This is a genomic window from Actinophytocola sp., assembly GCF_050699935.1.
In the GTDB taxonomy this organism is placed as follows: Bacteria; Actinomycetota; Actinomycetes; order Mycobacteriales; family Pseudonocardiaceae; genus Actinophytocola.
This window is the reverse complement of sequence record NZ_JBOHGB010000058.1, coordinates 1-18846: the sequence shown is the minus strand read 5'-3', so window position 1 is coordinate 18846 and position 18846 is coordinate 1. Positions and strand designations below refer to the sequence as shown.

15 protein-coding genes and 1 pseudogene are annotated in these 18846 nt (G+C 72.2%); 10 read left to right on the top strand and 6 right to left on the bottom strand.

The annotated features are described in order from the left end of the window. Positions 1–312 precede the first annotated feature (312 nt). The 3 genes from serC (at position 313) to sepH (ending at position 3617) form a co-directional block, all read left to right on the top strand. Positions 313–1467, top strand: a complete 1155-nt coding sequence (gene serC, locus ACRDTB_RS19575; RefSeq protein ID WP_431432245.1) for a phosphoserine transaminase — start codon at positions 313–315, stop codon at positions 1465–1467. A 5-nt stretch (positions 1468–1472) separates the two neighbouring features. Next, positions 1473–2309 carry a phosphoribosylaminoimidazolesuccinocarboxamide synthase gene (locus tag ACRDTB_RS19570; protein ID WP_431432244.1) on the top strand — a complete coding sequence of 279 codons (837 nt, stop codon included), beginning with the start codon at positions 1473–1475 and terminating at the stop codon, positions 2307–2309. Positions 2310–2429: 120 nt separating this feature from the next. Then, positions 2430–3617, top strand: a complete 1188-nt coding sequence (gene sepH, locus ACRDTB_RS19565; RefSeq protein WP_431432242.1) for a septation protein SepH — start codon at positions 2430–2432, stop codon at positions 3615–3617. A gap of 25 nt (positions 3618–3642) precedes the next feature. Here sepH and ACRDTB_RS19560 read toward each other — a convergent pair whose 3' ends face one another. Next, positions 3643–3888, bottom strand: a complete 246-nt coding sequence (locus tag ACRDTB_RS19560; RefSeq protein ID WP_431432240.1) for a hypothetical protein — start codon at positions 3886–3888, stop codon at positions 3643–3645. 120 nt (positions 3889–4008) lie between these two features. On the opposite strand from ACRDTB_RS19560, the gene ACRDTB_RS19555 reads away from it, so the two are divergent. Both ACRDTB_RS19555 and ACRDTB_RS19550 read left to right on the top strand, forming a co-directional pair. Continuing rightward, positions 4009–5823, top strand: coding sequence for an ABC transporter ATP-binding protein (locus tag ACRDTB_RS19555; protein ID WP_431432238.1), 1815 nt, complete (start codon positions 4009–4011; stop codon positions 5821–5823). Positions 5824–5912: 89 nt separating this feature from the next. Further along, the gene (locus ACRDTB_RS19550; protein WP_431432236.1) at positions 5913–7811 is read left to right on the top strand and encodes an ABC transporter ATP-binding protein; all 1899 of its coding nucleotides are present in this window, start codon (positions 5913–5915) and stop codon (positions 7809–7811) included. Positions 7812–7881: 70 nt separating this feature from the next. On the opposite strand, the gene ACRDTB_RS19545 is transcribed toward ACRDTB_RS19550, so the two are convergent. Both ACRDTB_RS19545 and ACRDTB_RS19540 read right to left on the bottom strand, forming a co-directional pair. After that, a complete protein-coding gene (locus ACRDTB_RS19545; RefSeq protein ID WP_431432234.1) occupies positions 7882–8505 on the bottom strand; it encodes a DUF2537 domain-containing protein in 624 nt (207 codons plus the stop codon). A gap of 15 nt (positions 8506–8520) precedes the next feature. Continuing rightward, the gene (locus ACRDTB_RS19540; protein WP_431432232.1) at positions 8521–9402 is read right to left on the bottom strand and encodes a TrmH family RNA methyltransferase; all 882 of its coding nucleotides are present in this window, start codon (positions 9400–9402) and stop codon (positions 8521–8523) included. A gap of 186 nt (positions 9403–9588) precedes the next feature. Here ACRDTB_RS19540 and ACRDTB_RS19535 point away from each other — a divergent pair, with 186 nt between their 5' ends. The 4 genes and pseudogenes from ACRDTB_RS19535 (at position 9589) to ACRDTB_RS19520 (ending at position 14448) form a co-directional block, all read left to right on the top strand. Continuing rightward, entirely contained in the window at positions 9589–11085 is a 1497-nt protein-coding gene (locus tag ACRDTB_RS19535; RefSeq protein ID WP_431432230.1) for a glutamate--cysteine ligase, read from the top strand. 48 nt (positions 11086–11133) lie between these two features. Next, positions 11134–11946 (top strand): annotated as a pseudogene (locus ACRDTB_RS19530) (metallophosphoesterase); the annotation flags it as partial. A gap of 310 nt (positions 11947–12256) precedes the next feature. Beyond that, a complete protein-coding gene (locus ACRDTB_RS19525; protein ID WP_431432227.1) occupies positions 12257–13918 on the top strand; it encodes an AMP-binding protein in 1662 nt (553 codons plus the stop codon). Positions 13919–14061: 143 nt separating this feature from the next. Beyond that, on the top strand, positions 14062–14448 hold the full coding sequence (locus tag ACRDTB_RS19520) for a cold-shock protein (protein WP_075125341.1): 387 nt from the start codon (positions 14062–14064) through the stop codon (positions 14446–14448). Positions 14449–14625: 177 nt separating this feature from the next. On the opposite strand, the gene ACRDTB_RS19515 is transcribed toward ACRDTB_RS19520, so the two are convergent. From ACRDTB_RS19515 to ACRDTB_RS19505, 3 genes are all read right to left on the bottom strand, one after another. Beyond that, on the bottom strand, positions 14626–15105 hold the full coding sequence (locus tag ACRDTB_RS19515) for a DUF2771 family protein (protein WP_431432225.1): 480 nt from the start codon (positions 15103–15105) through the stop codon (positions 14626–14628). A 10-nt stretch (positions 15106–15115) separates the two neighbouring features. After that, positions 15116–16945, bottom strand: a complete 1830-nt coding sequence (locus ACRDTB_RS19510; RefSeq protein WP_431432223.1) for an MFS transporter — start codon at positions 16943–16945, stop codon at positions 15116–15118. A 64-nt stretch (positions 16946–17009) separates the two neighbouring features. Further along, positions 17010–17807: a glutaminyl-peptide cyclotransferase gene (locus ACRDTB_RS19505; RefSeq protein WP_431432221.1), complete on the bottom strand. Its 798-nt coding sequence runs from the start codon at positions 17805–17807 to the stop codon at positions 17010–17012. Positions 17808–17856: 49 nt separating this feature from the next. Here ACRDTB_RS19505 and ACRDTB_RS19500 point away from each other — a divergent pair. Further along, positions 17857–18846: DUF3027 domain-containing protein (locus tag ACRDTB_RS19500; RefSeq protein WP_431432220.1), on the top strand; the 990-nt coding region annotated here is incomplete at its 3' end.

Sequence of the window (18846 nt, the reverse complement as noted above, 5' to 3'; positions counted from 1 at the left end):
AAGCAAACGCCCGCACGCACACGACGCACACACTGCCCGAGTCTCAAAGCACGCACGCGTACCCGCATGCGCACACACGCGTACGGCCACGGCCCCCACCCTCTCCGGGGGCACCCCGTGGCTCCATCGTATCGGCGGGAACCGACGGTGGTGGGGGAGCTAGATCGACTTGTGGATTGATTGACCGGTTGTGGACAACCCGGGCTTCCCGGCCGGGGGGTCGACCGGGCCGTCGGTCCGATGAGAGAGACTGGGGTTCCCGGCAACGGCGCCGGTCACACCGCAATCGACACTGCCGAGAGGCGCCGCCACATGACGCAGTCACCGACGGACACGACCGCCAAGCCCGACCCGACCTCGCTGGTGCTGCCCGCCGACCTCAAGCCGTCCGACGGGCGGTTCGGGTCCGGTCCCTCCAAGGTCCGCCCGGAGCAGCTCGCCCGGCTGGCCTCCGACGGATCCGCGCTGATGGGCACCTCGCACCGCCAGAAGCCGGTGAAGTCCCTGGTCGGCCGCGTCCGCGCGGGCCTGCGCGAGCTGTTCGGGCTCCCCGACGGCTACGAGGTCGTGCTCGGCAACGGCGGCACCACCGCGTTCTGGGACGCCGCCGCCTTCGGCCTGGTCCGCGAGCGCGCGCAGCACTTCACCTACGGCGAGTTCTCCGCGAAGTTCGCCAAGGTCACGCGGGACGCCCCGTTCCTCGGCGACTCGATCGTGGTCGAGGCCGAGCCGGGCACCGCGCCCACCATCGAGTACGCCGAGGGCGCCGACCTCGTCGGCTGGGCTCACAACGAGACCTCGACCGGTGTCGCCGTGCCGGTCCGGCGGCCCGCGGGCTCCGACGCCGCGCTGATCGCCATCGACGCCACCTCCGGCGCCGCCGGCCTGCCGGTCGCCGCCGAGGACTTCGACGTCTACTACTTCGCCCCGCAGAAGTCCTTCGCCTCCGACGGCGGGCTCTGGCTCGCCCTGATGAGCCCGGTCGCGCTGGAGCGGATCGCGGAGATCGGGACCGGCGGTCGCTGGGTGCCGGAGTTCCTGTCGCTGACCACCGCGCTGGACAACTCACGCAAGGACCAGACGTACAACACCCCGGCCGTCGCGACGCTGTTCCTGCTGGCCGAGCAGATCGACTGGATGCTCTCCCACGGCGGCCTCGCCTGGACGACCGCCCGCACCAAGGACTCCTCCGACCGGCTCTACAGCTGGGCCGAGCGGACCGAGTACACGACGCCGTTCGTGGCCGACCCGGCACATCGCTCGCAGGTCGTCGGCACGGTCGACTTCGCCGACGGCACGGACGCCGCCGCGGTCGCGAAGGCGTTGCGCGCCAACGGGATCGTCGACGTCGAGCCATACCGCAAGCTCGGCCGCAACCAGCTGCGCGTGGCGATGTTCCCGGCCATCGAGCCCGACGACGTCACCGCGCTCACGCGGTGCGTCGACTGGCTGGTGGAACGGCTCTAGCAACCGTGCGGCACGTCTACAGCGGCAAGGTCCGCGAGATCTACTCCGACGGCGCGGACCTGCTGCTGGTGGCCACCGACCGGGTGTCGGTGTACGACGTGGTGCTGCCGACCCCGATCCCGGACAAGGGCGCCCTGCTGACCCAGCTGTCCGTGTGGTGGTTCGAGCGGCTCGCCGACGTCGCCCCGAACCACCTGATCTCGGCCACCGACGTGCCGGCCGAGTTCGCCGGCCGGGCGGTGCGCTGCCGGCGGCTGGAGATGATCCCGTTCGAGTGCATCGCCCGCGGCTACCTCGCCGGCTCGGGCCTGCGCGAGTACCTGGCGACCGGCTCGATCTCCGGGGTCGAGCTGCCGCCCGGCCTGGTCGAGGGCAGCCGCCTGCCCGAGCCGATCTTCACGCCGACCACCAAGGTCTCCACCGGCGGCCACGACGAGCCGGCCACGTTCGCGCAGGTCGTCGCCGAGGTCGGCGTCGAGACGGCCGAGTCGCTGCGTGCGCTGACGCTGGAGGTCTACCGGCGCGGGGCCGAGCGAGCGGCGGCCAACGGGATCATCGTCGCGGACACGAAGCTGGAGTTCGGGTTCGGCCGGGACGGGGAGCTGACCCTGGCCGACGAGGTGCTCACGCCCGACTCGTCCAGGTTCTGGCCGGCCGGCGAGTGGCGGCCGGGCCGCGCGCAGCACGCGTACGACAAGCAGTTCGTGCGCGACTGGGCGGCGGGCACCGGGTGGGACAAGAAGCCGCCGGCGCCCGAGCTGCCGCCGGAGGTCGTCGCCGCGACCAGGGCTCGCTATGTCGACGCCTACGAGAAGATCACCGGAACGGCCTGGCGTGGCTGACCGGGTGCGGGCAAGATCGGCGGCACGGTACTCGGCGCGCCTCGCACGTCAAGGCGACCCGCCGATCTACCGTGGGCAGCTGGCGAGGTGAAGTCTGTTCCAGGTCGCGAGGAGGCCGCGATGCGTGCGCTGCGGGTCGTCGGACTCGGAGAGGACGGCAAGATCGTCATCTGCGAGGACCCGGCGCGCGGCGAGCGCTTCCAGATTCCTGCGGACGAACGGTTGCGCGCGGCAGCCAGAGGAGACATCACCCGACTCGGCCAGATCGCAATCGAGCTGGAGAGCCAGATGCGTCCTCGTGAGATCCAGACCCGCATCCGTGCGGGAGAGTCCGTAGAGCAGGTCGCGTCCGCGGCCGGCGTACCGGCGAACCGTGTCGAGCGGTTCGCCTACCCGGTGCTGTTGGAGCGATCACGCACCGCGGAGCTCGCCCAGCGCGCGCACCCGGTCCGCGAGGACGGGCCCGACGTGCAGGAGCTCGGCGAGGTCGTGGCGCAGGCGTTCACCGCGCGTGGCCAGGACTACTCCGTCGCCACGTGGGACTCGTGGAAGGGCGAGGACGGCAAGTGGGTCGTCCAGCTGACCTGGACCGCCGGGCGCTCGCACAACCGGGCGCACTGGTCGTTCCACCCGGGCGCCCACGGCGGCACCGTGAGCCCGCTCGACGACCTCGCCGTCGACCTGCTCGACCCCAACCCCAACCGCCAGCTGCGCACCGTACGGCCGGTCACCGAGCTCGCGGCGCAGGCGGAGCGGCCGGAGCGGGTCGTGGCGCCGGTGGAGTCCCCGGTCGAGCAGGAGCACCGCCAGGCCGTCGGTGAGGTCTCGCGCCGGTCGGCCGGCGAGCCCGAGCCACGCAGCGAGCAGGACTTCGTGCAGGACTTCGAGCTGACCGACGAAGCGGACGACCCGCCGGCGGAGGAGCCGCCGGCGCCCGAGCCCCCCGCGGCCCCGCCTGCCCAGCCGGCCACGTCCACGACCGCTCCGCCTCGCCGGCCCGCGGCCACCCGCACCTCCCGCAAGCCCGCGACCCCGACCCCCCAGCCAGCGGCCACGCCTCGCCAGCCGGCCGCCGAAGCCGCGCCCGACGCCGAACCTCGCACGGCCCAGCCTCGCCAGCCGGCCGCGCCCACCGCACCAGCAGCCCCACCAGCAGCCCCACCAGCAGCGCAGCCCGAGCCCGCACCCGAACCCGCGGCGGCGAAGGAGGAGCCCAAGCCCGCCCCCCGGCGCGGCAAGGGCAAGAAGTCGCGCCCGACGGTCCCCTCGTGGGAGGACGTGCTGCTCGGCACCCGCTCCAACCGCTGACCCGCACGCCGCCGGCGCGTCGCGGTCAGAGGGTGCCCATGGCCGGCACCCGGTCCAGCAGCCGTAGGTCCCAGCCCTCCCGCTCGCACCAGTCCTCGGCCTGCTCGCGGGTCAGCCACGTCGTGCCCGCCGGCCGGTTCGAGGGCAGGCGGGTCCAGCCGTCCGGGGCGAGGACGTGCAGTGCGCCTGCACGCAGCGCCAGGAGCCGGCCCTCGGGGTAGGCCATCGTCGGCTCCGTGCGCAGGAACCGCACCACTTCCGGTCGAGTCATGCCCGAATGATGCCGCGAACTTGACCTCCAGCGCACTCGAGGTCGCAGGCTCGGGGGAGAAAACCAGATGCCGCGGGGAGTGCCGATCACCTAACGTCGATGGGCACTCGTGGGGAGATCATGACCGAAAACAAGGATGCGCATCAGGCTGCCCGCGGTACGAACATCACCGCGCTGCGGCGACTTTCCCCTTACCTCGAACCGGTTCGCGGCCGGATGATCGGCTCGGGCATGGCCGTGCTCGGGTCGATGCTCGCCGGCCTGTCGATCCCCCTGGTCATCCAGCGGATCCTGGACGGCCCGGTGGCGACGGGCGACACGAGCGGACTCGGCTGGCTCGTCGCCGCGGTGGGCGCCCTCGGCGCGGCCGAGGCGATGTTGTTCTACACCCGGCGCCGGCTGATCACCGGGCCGAGCACACGGATCGAGGCCGAGCTCCGCCGCGACCTCTACCGGCACCTGCAGCGCCTGCCGATCGCGTTCCACGACCGCTGGCAGTCCGGCCAGCTGCTCTCGCGCGCGGTCAGCGACCTGTCCACGCTGCGCCGGTTCATCGCGTTCGCCTTCATCTTCCTGATCGTCAACAGCTTGACGCTGGTGCTCGGCCTCGTCGTGCTGTTCGTCCTGCACCCGGCGCTCGGGCTGATCTCCACCGCGTGCACGGCTCCGCTGATCCTGATCTCGACGCTGTACGAGTCCAAGTACGCGGTGCTCGCCCGGCGCGCGCAGGACCAGAACGGCGACCTGACCACCACGGTCGAGGAGTCCGTGCTCGGCATCCGCGTGCTCAAGGCGTTCGGCCGCGGGCGGCACCTCGGCACGCGGTTCGCCGCGGAGGCCGGGGAGTTGCGCCGGCTCGAGCTGCGCAAGGTGCACGTCGTCGGCCTGCTCTGGGCGGCGATCATCCTGCTGCCGGAGATCTCGATCGGCGGGCACCTGCTGTACGGCACGTTCGGCATCGCGAACGGCACCATGACGGTCGGCACCCTGATCGCGGCCGTCACGGTCGCCACGTACCTGCGCTGGCCGACCGACTCGATCGGCTGGCTGCTGGCCGAGATGAACCAGGCCGCCACCGCCGCCACCCGCTACTGGGAGGTGCGCGACGCCGAGGTGACGATCACCGACCCGGCCCGCCCGCGCCGGCTGCCGGGCGGGTACGGCACGCAAGCACGCGGGCACGTGCGGTTCGAGAACGTGCACTTCGCCCACCCGGGCTCGGACACCGAGGTGCTCCGCGGCGTCACGCTCGACCTGCGGCCCGGCGAGACGGTCGCGCTGGTCGGCGCTACCGGATCCGGCAAGACGACGCTCACCGCGCTGGTCGGCCGGCTCGCCGACGTGACGAAGGGGCGGATCACCGTCGACGGCGTGGACGTGCGCGACCTCGCGCTCGACGAGCTCCGCACGGTCGTGGCCACTGCGTTCGAGGAGCCGGTGCTGTTCTCGGCCAGCGTGCGGGAGAACGTCGCGCTCGGCGCACCGCACGTCACCGAGGCCGGCGACGACGAGGCGGTACGGCAGGCGCTGCGGGTCGCCGCGGCGGAGGACTTCGTCGCGAACCTGCCGTGGGGCCTGGACACCCGCATCGGCGAGCAGGGCCTGGCCCTGTCCGGCGGGCAGCGCCAGCGGCTCGCGCTCGCCCGCGCGGTGGTCGGCCGGCCGTCGGTGCTGGTGCTCGACGACCCGCTGTCCGCTTTGGACGTACACACGGAGGCCGAGGTGGAGCACGCGCTGCGCAGCGTGCTGCGGGACGTGACCGCGCTCGTGGTCGCGCACCGGCCGAGCACCGTCCAGCTCGCCGACCGCGTCGCGCTGTTGAGGAACGGGAAGATCACCGCCATCGGCACCCACTCCGACCTGCTCGCCGGCAACCCCGACTACCGCCGCCTACTGTCCACAATGGACAAAGAAGAGGTGGAGGTGGTCGCATGACACCCCCTGTGCCAACCTCAAGATCGAATCAGGCCGAGGGCTTCGCAACCGCACCTCAGGGGAACGTGACGCAGGCCAGCCACAAGCACGTGACCAAACAGAACCTTCCGTCCCCCGACGCAACCACAACATTGAAATCCGGGGAGGCGGAACAGCACTGGCGTGGGGTTGCCGCGGAGGAGCTCGACGACCTCGACGCCCTGGTCAGCACGCGGCTGCGGGCCCGCTCGCGGCGGCTGCTCGGCTCGCTGGTCCGGCCGCGGGTGGCCACCGGGCTGTTCGCGCTGGCGCTGGTGATCGGCGAGAACCTGCTGACCCTGGCCGGACCGGTGCTGATCGCCGTCGCGATCGACACGGGCATCCCGGAGGCGATCGGGGTCGACGGCGCCGGCGACACCACCGTGCTCGCCGTGTGCGTCGGCGGCTACCTCGCCAGCGGGCTGGGCTCGGCCGGGCTGCGCTTCGCGTTCCTCAAGGTCTCCGGGCGGTTCGGCCAGGACGTGCTGCTCGACCTTCGGCAGCGGATCTTCGCGCACGCGCAGCGACTGTCCCTGTCCTTCCACGAGAAGTACACCTCCGGCAAGATCATCTCCCGGCTGACCAGCGACGTCGACTCGCTGCACGACCTGCTCGAGGACGGCCTCGACGGGCTGCTGACCGCGCTGCTCTCGGTCGTCGGCATCGCGGTCATGCTGGTCGTCCTGGACGCGCCGCTGGCCATGCTCGTGCTCGCCGGGCTGGTCCCGGTCCTGCTCGTGACGCGCTGGTTCTACCGGCGTTCGCGGCAGGCCTACCGGGGCACCCGGGGCGCGATCGCGAAGATCATCGTCCAGTTCGTGGAGACCATGAACGGGATGCGGGCGGTGCAGGCGTTCCGCCGCGAGCCGCGCAACGAGGCGATCATGGCGGACCTGAACGACCGGTTCCGCGCGGCGAACAAGGAAGCGCTGGACGTCGTGGCGACGTTCACCATGACCGTCCGGCTGGTCGGCAACCTCTCGCTCGCGCTGGTCATCGCGATCGGCGCGGTGCGGGTGGTCGGCGGCGGGCTGGAGCTCGGCGTGCTGACCGCGTTCACCCTGTACCTGCGCCGGTTCTACGACCCGCTCGACGACCTCGCGATGTTCGCGAACTCCTACACCGCGGCGATCGCCGCGCTGGAGAAGATCTCCGGGGTGCTCGAGGAGTCGCCGACCGTCGTGGACCCGGCCGAGCCGGTCGCGCTGACCGAGCAGCACCGGACCGGCCGGTCGATCACGTTCGACCGGGTCGAGTTCCGCTACTCCGCGGACGGGCCGGTGGTGCTGCCGGAGTTCGACCTGACCGTCCCGGCCGGGCAGACGGTGGCGCTGGTCGGCGCGACGGGTGCGGGCAAGTCGACGATCGCGAAGCTGGTGGCCCGCTTCTACGACCCGACGGCCGGCTCGGTCGCGCTGGACGGCGTCGACCTGCGCCGGGTCGCGGACGCCGAGCTGCGGCGCAACGTCGTGATGGTGACGCAGGAGAACTTCCTGTTCGCCGGGTCGGTCGCGGACAACGTCGGGCTCGGCCGGCCGTCGGCGAGCCGCGCGGAGATCGAGGCGGCCGCCTCGGCGGTCGGCGCGCACGAGTTCATCGCGGCGCTGCCCGGCGGGTACGACACCGACGTGCGCAAGCGCGGCGGGCGGCTGTCCGCGGGCCAGCGGCAGCTGGTGGCGTTCGCGCGGGCGTTCCTCGCGGACCCGGCGGTGCTGGTGCTCGACGAGGCGACGTCCAGTTTGGACGTGCCGACCGAGCGGGCCGTGCAGCGCGCGCTCGAGTCGGTGCTCGCCGACCGGACCGCGCTGATCATCGCGCACCGGCTGTCGACCGTGCTGATCGCGGACCGGGTGCTCGTGGTGGAGGACGGCCGGATCGTCGAGGACGGCACGCCGGAGTCGCTGATCGCCGAGCCGTCGGGCGGCCGGTTCGCCGCGCTGCACCGCACGTGGCTCGAGTCGCTCGCCTAATGGGCCGCGCCGGCACTGCCAGGAAGGACGCCTTCCGGACGCTCGATGACCGGAAGGCGTCCTTCCTGGCTCAGAGCACGATGAACGGCAGCGCCACCCAGGCCAGCACGAGCGCCGCCGCCACGCCCAGCGCCACCCAGCGCCAGATGGGCTGGCGGCGCACCAGCCACACCGACGGCAGCAGCCCGGTGGTGACGACGACGTTCGACCCGACCGCGAGCAGCACGTTGGTCTCGGCCAGGGTGGCCGCCAGCGTCACGACCGTGATCAGCAGGACGGCCAGGCTCGCCGCGGACACGGTCAGCCCGGTCAGCCACGGGACCGGCTCGGGCGGGTGGGCCGGCCGCGACCGCCGCGCGACCTCGGGCGGCTCGACCACCAACTCCTGGCCGCTCAGCGGGTCGAGGTAGCCGACCGGCACGCCCATCGACGCCGCCACGCGGCCCGCGAGCTGCAGGCCACGTCGGGTGACGACGGTGCCGGCGGCTTCCGTCGCGTTCGGCGTGCTTCGGGACACCGCGCTCGCCACGCGGGCCCACTCGTGCAGCGCGTCGGTCAGCTCCAGCCCCAGCGGCAGCCGCCGCGGGTCGACCTCGCGCTCGGTCACCCCGTCGTGACCGACCAGCACCGCACGCTCACCGTTGGCGCGCAGCTGCACCGCCGCTCCCCTCGCCCACCCGATGTCGTCACCCAAGAAAACCAACCGAAACTACCGACCGAACGTACCGAGCGCGTAGAACGCCACGGCACCGGCCGTGGCCACGTTGAGGGAGTCCACCTCACCGGCCATCGGTATCCGCACGGCCGCGTCGGCGGCCGCGATCGCCTCGTCGGACAGGCCCCGCCCCTCCGAGCCGAGCAGCACCGCGACCCGGCCGGCGACGGACGCCAGCGGCTCCGCGGTCGGCGTCGGCGTCATGGCCAGCACGCGGAACCCCCTGTCCCGCAACAACTTCAGCCCGGCCGGCCACGGAAGCAAGGACGCGAACGGGACGCCGAGCACGTGTCCCATCGACACGCGGACGCTGCGCCGGTACAGCGGGTCGCTGCACCCCGGGCCGAGCAGGACGCCGTCCACGCCCAGCGCGGCGGCGTTGCGGAACAGCGCGCCGAGGTTCTCGTGGTCGCCGACGCCCTCCAGCACGGCGAGCCGCCGCGCGCCGCCGGACTCACCGCCCGACACGTCACCGCCCGACATGTCACTGCCCGACACGTCACCGCCCACCACGTCACCGCCCACCACGTCGTCGACCGACAGCGCGGGCGGCCGGTCGGCGACCGCGAGCACGCCGCGGTTGAGGTGGAAGCCGACCACCTCGGCCATCACCTCCGCGGACGTCACGTAGACCGGCTCGGTCAGCCCGTCGAGGTCGGCCGCGAGCTCGTCGATGCGCCGCGGTACGCCGAGGATCGCGCGCAGCGGGAAGCGCGACGCGAGCATCCGCCGGACCACGAGCGCGCCCTCGGCGATCACCAGCCCCTTGCCGCCGGGCCGGTCCGGCCGGCGGTCGGCGGTGGTCAGGGCGCGGAAGTCGTCCACGCGCTCGTCGGCGGGGTCCCGCACCTCGATCACGTCCGCATGCTCCCACAAGCTGAGAGGGTGCGCCCGGATACCGTCCGGGATGTTACGTGGAGCGTCCGGATGCCTTGCCCTCCGTAACAACTGAGACAGATCAGTCCACCGTTTTGGCCTCTAGCAACGCGTTTGCTCGTGTGTCACGGTTGAACTCCCGCGCACACGCCGGGCCCCGCGAGGGTCCGGCTGGGGAGGGCCGGTATGGGACAGGATGTAGCGACCGACTCGGTCGACCGCTCGGATCGTCAGCGTTATCGCCGCAAGGTTCAGCGTTGTCTCGACGCGCTGGCCCGGATGCTCGCCGACGGCGGCTTCTCCACCGACCCGCCCCGCATGGGGCTCGAGGTGGAGCTGAACCTCGTCGACGACGGCCTCCAGCCGGCCATGACGAACGGCGTCGTGCTGGAGAAGCTGGACGACCCTTCGTTCACCACGGAGCTGGGCCAGCACAACCTGGAGCTGAACATGCGGCCCCGGCCGCTGTCCGGCGACCAGGCCAGCGAGCTGGAGATGGAGTTACGCGCGTCGCTCGCCCACGCCGACATGAAGGCGCAGGACGCGGGTGCCCGCCTGGTGATGATCGGCATGCTGCCGACGTTGCGGGAGGAGCACTTCAAGGCCAAGTGGCTGTCCAACAACGCCCGGTACGCCATGCTCAACGACCGCATCTTCGCCGCGCGCGGCGAGGACATGGTGCTCGCCATGGACGGGCCGGCGATCCCGGGGCAGCGCGGCGAACGGCTGCGCAGCCGGGCCGACTCGATCCTGCCGGAGGCCGCGTGCACGTCCGCGCAGCTGCACCTGCAGGTGCCGCCGGAACAGTTCGCGACGCACTGGAACGCCGCGCAGTGCCTCGCCGGCGTGCAGGTGGCGATCGGCGCGAACTCGCCTTTCCTGCTGCGCAAGGCGCTCTGGCACGAGACGCGGATCCCGTTGTTCCTGCAGGCCACCGACACCCGGCCGGAGGAGCTGAAGAACCAGGGCGTGCGGCCGCGGGTGTGGTTCGGCGAGCGGTGGATCACCTCGATCTTCGACCTCTTCGAGGAGAACGTCCGCTACTTCCCCGGCCTGCTGCCCCACCTCGACGACGAGGACCCCGTCGAGGCGCTCGACGAGGGCCGCGCGCCCAGGCTCACCGAGCTGCGCGGGCACAACGGCACGATCTGGCGATGGAACCGGCCGGTCTACGACGTGGTCGGCGGCGTGCCGCACCTGCGTGTCGAGAACCGGGTGCTGCCCGCCGGACCGACGGTCGTGGACCTGGTGGCCAACGCCGCGTTCTTCTACGGCGCCCAACGGGCGCTGGCCGCGGAAGATCGTCCTTTGTGGACACAGATGTCGTTCCAGGCGGCGGAGGAGAACCTCTACGCGGGCGCGCGGCACGCGTTCGACGCGCAGCTGTACTGGCCCGGCATCGGCTGGGTGCCGCCGGACGAGCTGGTGCTGCGCCGGCTGTTGCCCATGGCGCATGAGGGTTTGCGGGACTGCGGGGTGTCCGACGCGGCTCGCGAGCGGTACCTCGGGGTGATCGAGCAGCGCTGTCTCGCGCAGCGCACCGGCTCCATCTGGCAGCGCGCGACCGTGGCCAGGCTGGAGGATCGCGGGTTGGACCGGGATGCCGCGCTGGTAGGGATGTTGCGGCGCTACATCGAGCTGGCGTCGTCGAACCAGCCGGTGCACACCTGGATGGTGATCTGAGGCCGGTGTTCTGAGGCTACCGTATGCAACCTGGCATATTGTCGCGGTGTGCAGACCGACGGGCGCGCCACATACGTGGTCGGCGACGTGCACGGGCATCTGGACGAGCTGCTCGGCGCGCTGGCCGACGCCGGGCTGGTCGATGACGAGGCGACCTGGTCCGGCGGTGACACGCATCTGTGGTTTCTGGGCGACTTCGTGGATCGGGGGCCCGACGGCATCGGCGTGATCGACCTGGTCATGCGGCTGGCCGAGGAGGCGGAGGAGGCCGGCGGGCACGTCGAGGCGCTGCTCGGCAACCACGAGATCCTGCTGCTCGGCATGCACCGGTACGGCGACACGGAGGTGCCGTCCGACTTCGGCCCGCGCAGCTTCGCGCGCAGCTGGGAGATGAACGGCGGCCAGCCGACGGACCAGGAGGGGCTCACGGAGGGTCACATCGAGTGGCTGAGCTCCCGGCCGTCGCTCGCGCTCGTCGGCGAGCACCTGCTGATGCACTCCGACACGGTCGAGTACCTCGTGTGGGGCGCGGACATCGACGAGATCAACGCCGGCATCGAGGGGGTCCTGCGCTCCGACGACATCGTCGAGTGGTGGGAGGTCTGGCGGCGCCTCACGACCCGGCACGCGTTCCGCGGCCCGCACGGCGGCGACGTCGCGGCCCAGCTGCTGAGCGTGCTCGGCGGCGGCCAGGTGGTGCACGGGCACAGCGTCATCGCCGACCAGCTCGGCGTGGCGCCCGCGCAGATCGAGACCCCGTACGAGTACGCGGACGGCCGCGCCCTCGGCGTGGACGGCGGTGTGTTCGTCGGCGGCCCGTGCCTGGTGGTCCGCCTGCCGTTCAGCGACAAGCCGGACGACGAGCTCGCGGTACTCGACGAGACCGCGGTGGGCGAGGCGGACGCCGAGGAGGAGTCCGGCCCGGAAACCGAACCGGACACAGATGCCGACACAGAGCCCGACACCGAATCCGAGCGGGCCGAGACCGACGCCGAAACCGAACCGGCCGAGGCGGACGAGGCGGACGCGGACGCGAAGCCGGACACCGACGCGAAGCCGAACGCGGGCGCCGACGAGGAATAGCTCCCGTGCCCCGAGGCCGTGCCCACACGGCGGCGAGCGGGCAGGATGGTGACTGGTGCCACAGTCGGCCCGTACGAGGAGGTTCGACATGACGACCGTGCCCAGCAGCCGCGTCAGCTACGTGTCCGGCACGTCGGACAAGCCGCTGCTCGGCGACACCATCGGCGACGACTTCGACCGCACAGTCGCCGCGCACGGCGACCGCGACGCGCTCGTCGACCGGGCCACCGGGCGGCGCTGGACCTACCGCGAGCTCGCCGACGAGGTGAACGCCGTCGCGTTGGGGCTGGTCGACCTCGGCGTCGAGAAGGGCGACCGGGTCGGCATCTGGGCACCGAACTGTGCCGAGTGGACGTTCACGCAGTACGCCACCGCGAAGATCGGCGCGATCCTCGTCAACATCAACCCCGCCTACCGGGTGCACGAGCTGAGGTACGTGGTCAACCAGGCCGGCATCCGCACGCTCGTCGCCGCGCGCAGCTTCAAGACCTCCGACTACGCCGCCATGATCGACGAGGTCCGCCCGGACTGCCCGGCGCTGCGCGACGTGCTGCTCATCGGCGGCGAGGAGTGGACGGACCTGCTGTCGGCCGGCCGGGGCGGGTCCGCGGCGCACCTTGCGGAGCTGCAGGCGAACCTGACCGCAGACGACCCGATCAACATCCAGTACACGTCGGGCACGACCGGCTTCCCCAAGGGTGCCACGCTCTCGCACCACAACATCCTCAACAACGGCTACTTCGTCGGCGAGCTGTGCGGCTACACCGAGCGGGACGTCATCTGCATCCCGGTGCCCTTCTACCACTGCTTCGGCATGGTGATGGGCAACCTCGCGGCCACGTCACACGGCGCGTGCATGGTGATCCCGGCGCCCGCGTTCGACCCGGCGGCGACGCTGGAGGCGGTCGCGGCGGAGCGGTGCACCTCGCTGTACGGCGTGCCGACGATGTTCATCGGCGAGCTCGCCGACCCGTCCTTCGAGTCCCACGACCTGTCGAGCCTGCGCACCGGGATCATGGCGGGCTCGCCGTGCCCGGTCGAGGTGATGAAGCAGGTGATCGAGCGGATGGGCATGGGCGAGGTGACCATCTGCTACGGCATGACCGAGACCTCCCCGGTGTCCACCCAGACCCGCGCCGACGACAGCGTCGACCGCCGAGTGTCCACTGTGGGCAGAGTGCATCCGCACCTCGAGGTGAAGGTGATCGACCCGGAGACCGGGCTGACCGTGCCGCGCGGGACCCCGGGCGAGTTCTGCACGCGCGGGTACTCGGTGATGCTGGGCTACTGGGAGCAGGCGGACAAGACGGCCGAGGCGATCGACGCCGCGCGCTGGATGCACACCGGCGACCTCGCGGTGATGGACGACGAGGGCTACCTCAACATCACCGGCCGCATCAAGGACATGGTCATCCGCGGTGGCGAGAACGTCTACCCGCGGGAGATCGAGGAGTTCCTCTACACCCACCCGGACATCCTCGACGCGCAGGTGATCGGCGTGCCGGACGAGCGGTACGGCGAGGAGCTGATGGTCTGGGTCCGCATGCGCGAGGACGCCCCGCCGCTGACCGTCGAGTCGCTGCGGGAGTTCTGCACGGGCAAGCTCGCGCACTACAAGATCCCGAGGTACGTGCACATCGCCGACGAGTTCCCGATGACGGTCACCGGCAAGATCCGCAAGGTGGAGATGCGCGCGGAGTCGGTGAAGCTGCTCGGCCTCGAGTCCGCGGCGGCCGCCAGGCACGCCTGAGGGTGACCGCGTCCGCCGCATCCACGAAGTCGTGCGTTGACGCGGCCAAACCGGCTACCCCCACCGCCCCGGGGTGGCCTAGGCTGGACAGACGCGTCCTGGGTACGCCCTGGGGCGCGTCTGTTTGTGTGGAGGTGACCGTTGTGCCGACCGGAAAGGTCAAGTGGTACGACTCGGAGAAGGGCTTCGGGTTCGTCACACAGGATGGCGGCGAGGACGTCTACGTCCGGTCGTCAGCCCTGCCGGCCGGGGTGCCGGGGCTGAAGGCCGGCCAACGCATCGAGTTCGGCGTGGCGGACGGTCGCCGTGGGCCGCAGGCGCTGTCCGTGCGGCTGCTGGACCCGCCGCCGTCGGTCGTGGAGGCCCGCCGCCGGCCGGCGGAGGAGCTGCACGGCCTGATCGAGGACATGATCAAGCTGCTGGAGGCGAAGGTCCAGCCGGACCTGCGCCGCGGCCGCTACCCGGACCGCAAGGCCACCAAGCGGATCGCCGACGTGGTCCGCGCCGTAGCCCGCGAACTCGACCCGTAACCCCACCTCCCGCGAGTCCAACACTCCCGACCCGCGAGTCCAACACTCCAGACGCGCGAGTCCAACACTCCAGTCCGCGAGTTCCCAACTCGCGAACGGGACTCGCGGTCGTGAACGGGTGGGACTCGCGGTGCCGGAGCGTTGGACTCGCGGTGCCGGAGCGTTGGACTCGCGGGGTCAGGCCGGCTCGACCTGGGCTGACCAGACGCCGCGGGTCACGGCCTCGGGGCCGGCGTCACCCTGGATCAGCTTGCCGCCAGCCTGCTTGACCTCGACGGTCTGCAGCTGGTCACCGGCCCCGGGCGCCTTCGCCTCGAAGGAGTCCTGCTTGCCGGGCCCGAACGTGGCCACGGTCTCCGGCTGCTTCTGCACGCCGGCCGCGGTGCGGTACTGGATCACCACCGACCACGGGGTGTCCGCGACCTGTTCGGGCACGCGCACCCGAACCGGCGTGCCGGGCGCGGCCTTGAGCGTGACCTGGGCGGTGGTGTCGCGCTTGCAGTCGGAGATCTCGACGTCGCAGTACAGGTACGGCTTCGCGGAGACCTTCCCGGCGGCCACCGTGAAGTCGACCCGGGGCGGCGGGGGCGGCGGCGCCGGCGGGGACGAGCAGCCGGCCAGGCCGACCACCACCGCGGCGAGGACGAGCGTGCGCACGCCGCAGAGACTACGTGCGCTGGTCCGGCCCCTCCCGCACGGCCGGGCTCGGCGTGAAGCTCCGGGGCGCGCCCGGCCGCCACGGGCGGACCGGCCGCTGCCCGCCGAACCACGGCAGCAGGGACTGACCGCGCCGGGTCAGCATGGTCTGCAGCAGGCCGAGCGCGAGCAGGACCGAGATCACGAGGAAGCCGACCCAGAACGTCGCCGGCAGCAGGATGCCGATGGCCCCGCCGAACACCCAGGCCAGCTGCAGCACGGTCTCCGAGCGGCCGAACGCCGACGCGCGGGACTCCTCGGGCAGGTCGTCCTGGATCACCGCATCGAGGCTGTTCTTGGCGATCGCGCTCGCGGTGGCGCCGATGAGACCAACGGCCGCCGCGGTAGCGATGCCCGGCATGAGCGTGGCGACCATGGTCGAGACGAGGCTGCCGATGATGCAGCCGAGCACGACCTGTTCGGGATGGCCGAGGTGCGTCCGCGCGCCGATCCCGTTGCCGATGAAGCTGCCCGCGCCGGCCGCGGCCGCGATAACACCCAGCAGCAGGAGCTGCTTGAACGCCTCGCCCTCGTTCTGCGCGCGCACGGCGAAGGCAGCGAACATCATGAGGAACCCGGTGAGCAGCCGCACGGTCGCGTTGCCGGACAAAGCGACCACGACGTTGCGGCCCATGGGCTGTCGTCTGGGTTTCTCCGGGTGGGCCGACAGCGACGCGGGCACCTCGCCCTCGGTCACCTCGACCCAGGCCGGGATCCGCATGGCCTGCAGGGCGCCGACGACGCAGATCAGCGCGGTGAACCAGAGCGCGCCCGGCGAGTCGAAGATCTGCAGCACCAGCGCCGCGAACGCGCCGAACACCGCCCCCGCGAGCAGGCCGAACACGGTGAGCCGCGCGTTGGTCTTGGCGAGCGTGATCTCCGGCGGCACGACCCTCGGCGTGACCGCCGCCTTCAGCACCGTGAAGGACTTGGACAACACCATCTTCCCGAGGGCGGCCGGATACAGCAGCCAGGTGTCGAAGTTGGCGGCCATGATCACGCACATCAGCGCCTGGCCGATCGACGCGGCGCACATGGCGAGCCGGCGGCCACGCTGGATGCGGTCGAGCGCCGGGCCGATCACCGGCGCCACCAACGCGAACGGCGCCACCGTGATCAGCAGGTACAGCGCGACCTTGCCCTTGGAGGAGTCGGTGCTCGCGGCGGAGAAGAAGAGCGTGTTGGCGAGCGCCACGGCCATGGCCGCATCGCTCGCGTAGTTGAGCATCGTGGCGTAGGTCAGCGCGGTGAGGCCGGACTTGTCGGCGCCGTCGGCGTTGGCGGCGCGGCGGAACGCGCGGATGGCGTTGCCGCTGAGCTGCCGGCCGCGAATCGCGGCGACCCGGGTGACGGTCAGCTTCTTGGGGTACTGCGGTGCGGCGGCCGGGCGGTCGGCCTGCTGTGCCGCGCGGGCCTCCTCGGGGTAGTCCTGGGCGTAGCCGTCCGGGCCGTAGGTCTCCGGGGGCGGCGGTGGCTGCGCGGGCTGCGGTGGCGGTGGGGTCAGGTGGCGGCGCGGCGGCGGGACGTCCCGCCAGTTGCGCGGCGGCGGTGGTGGCTGGCGCCGGACCGGCTGGGTGCGCCGGTGGTCCTCGGACTGGTACGGGCTCGCCGCGGGGATGGCGTCGGTCAGCGGCTCCTCGCGGGGAGGTGGCTGCTGCCTCGGGGCGGGCTGCTCGTACGGCTCGGTCGGCCGGTGACCGATGGGAGGCTGCTGCTGACCGGTCCACCTACGGCGCCGTTTACGGCCGGAGCGGCCACCCTTGCCGCCCGGCTGTTGATCACCGGCACCGGATCGAATCACGTTCCCATCCTGCCGTAAGTCGGGCTTGTTTGAGGCCAAGACGGCTCGCGCGGTCAGGGGATGCTCAGTCTCGGTCGGTGACAAACCTCACCCGGAACATCGCCGGCCACAGCTTGCCCGTCACGAGGAACTCGTCGGTGCCGGGGATCGCGGCGATCCCGTTGAGCACGTCGGCGTCCGCGCGGTCCTCGGCCGGGAGCAGACCGGCGAGGTCGACGGTGGCGGTGACGGTGCCGCTGCCCGGGTCGATCCGCACGATCCGGTCGGTCCGCCAGACGTTGGCGTAGACGGCGCTGTCGACGCACTCGAGCTCGTTGAGCTCGGTGACCGGCCGGCCCTCGGCGTCCTTGACGCGCGTCTCGCCGGTCTCCGCGAAGGTGGCGGGGTCGCGGAAGGTGAGCCGGTCGGTGCCGTCGCTCATGACCAGCCGGTCGCCGTCGTGGCACAGGCCCCAGCCCTCCCCCTCGTACCGGGCGCGGCCACGCTCGGCGAGCGTGCGCCGGTCCCGCTCGATCGCGACACCGTCCTGCCAGGTGAGCTGCCAGATGGTGTCGCCGACGACCGTGATGCCCTCGCCGAACAGGTCGTCGGGGAGCGCGGTCTGCTGGCGGACGCGTCCCGTTTCCGGGTCGGTGGCACGCAGACTCGACTGGCCCTCGAGACCGGTGCCCTCGTAGAGGATGCCGTCGTGGATCTCCAGGCCCTGGGTGAAGGCGTTCGGGTCGTGCGGGCGGGTCTCGAGGACCTCGGCCCGCAGCCGGGCGCCGGCGTTCGGTTCGGCCGGCGGCTCGTCCGCGGCGGGTGCGCAGGCCGCGAGGGAGGCGGCGAGGAGCGCGGCGGCGGTGGCCGGAAGAGCCCTCACGGGACCAGCCTTACATGAGTTGGGGGGCGGTGCGGCACAATCGTGCACGATGAGTGCCACGGAGCCCGAGCTGCGGGACCCCGCCCTGGTGGGTGAGGTCGACCTCGCGCGCGCGGCCGCCCAGGAGGAGGCCGGGGACGAGGAGGTCGGCGGACACGTCGGCGCCGAGATCGAGGGCGAGACGGCGGTGACGCACCTGTTCGAGGCGGCGAAGCCGGGGTACCACGGCTGGCGCTGGGCGGTGACGGTGGCGTCCGCCGGCGCGTCCACGGATGTCACGGTCAGCGAGGTCGTGCTGCTGCCGGGCCCGGACGCGCTCGTGGCGCCGGACTGGGTGCCGTGGGAGAACCGGGTCAAGGCGGGTGACCTCGGGGTGGGCGACCTCCTGCCCACGGCGCCGGACGATTCGCGCCTGGTGCCGGCGTACGTCCAGTCGGACGACCCGGCGGTGGAGGAGGTGGCCCGCGAGGTCGGCCTGGGGCGAGCGCGGGTGATGTCGCGTCCGGCGCGCACGGAGGCGGCGGCGCGGTGGCAGCACAGCGAGTTCGGTCCGCGGTCGGACATGGCTCGTAGCGCTCCCGCGCACTGCGCGACATGCGGTTTCTACCTGCCGTTGGCGGGCTCGCTGAGAGCGGCGTTCGGCACGTGCGGCAACGAGATCTCACCGGCGGACGGCCACGTGGTGCACGCCGAGTACGGCTGCGGCGCCCACTCGGAGGCGGAGGTCGAGCAGGTCTCCCCGGTCCTGGTAGCCAACCTCATCTACGACGACGCTCAGTTGGACGTCGAGCCACTGCCTCAGGACACCACGGCCGCCGAGCCCACCGCGCCGACCGAGGCTCCGGCCACTCCAGCACCCGACACGCCGGCGCCCGCCGCGGAGGCCACTGCCACAACCGAGACTCTGGCGCCCGAGACCGCGGAGACCGAAACCGCCGAGACCGAGGCAATGGCGGCCGAGGCAATGGCGGCCGAGGTGCCGGCGGCCGAGGTGCCGGCGGCCGAGGTGCCGGCGGCCGAGGTGCCGGCGGCCGAGGTG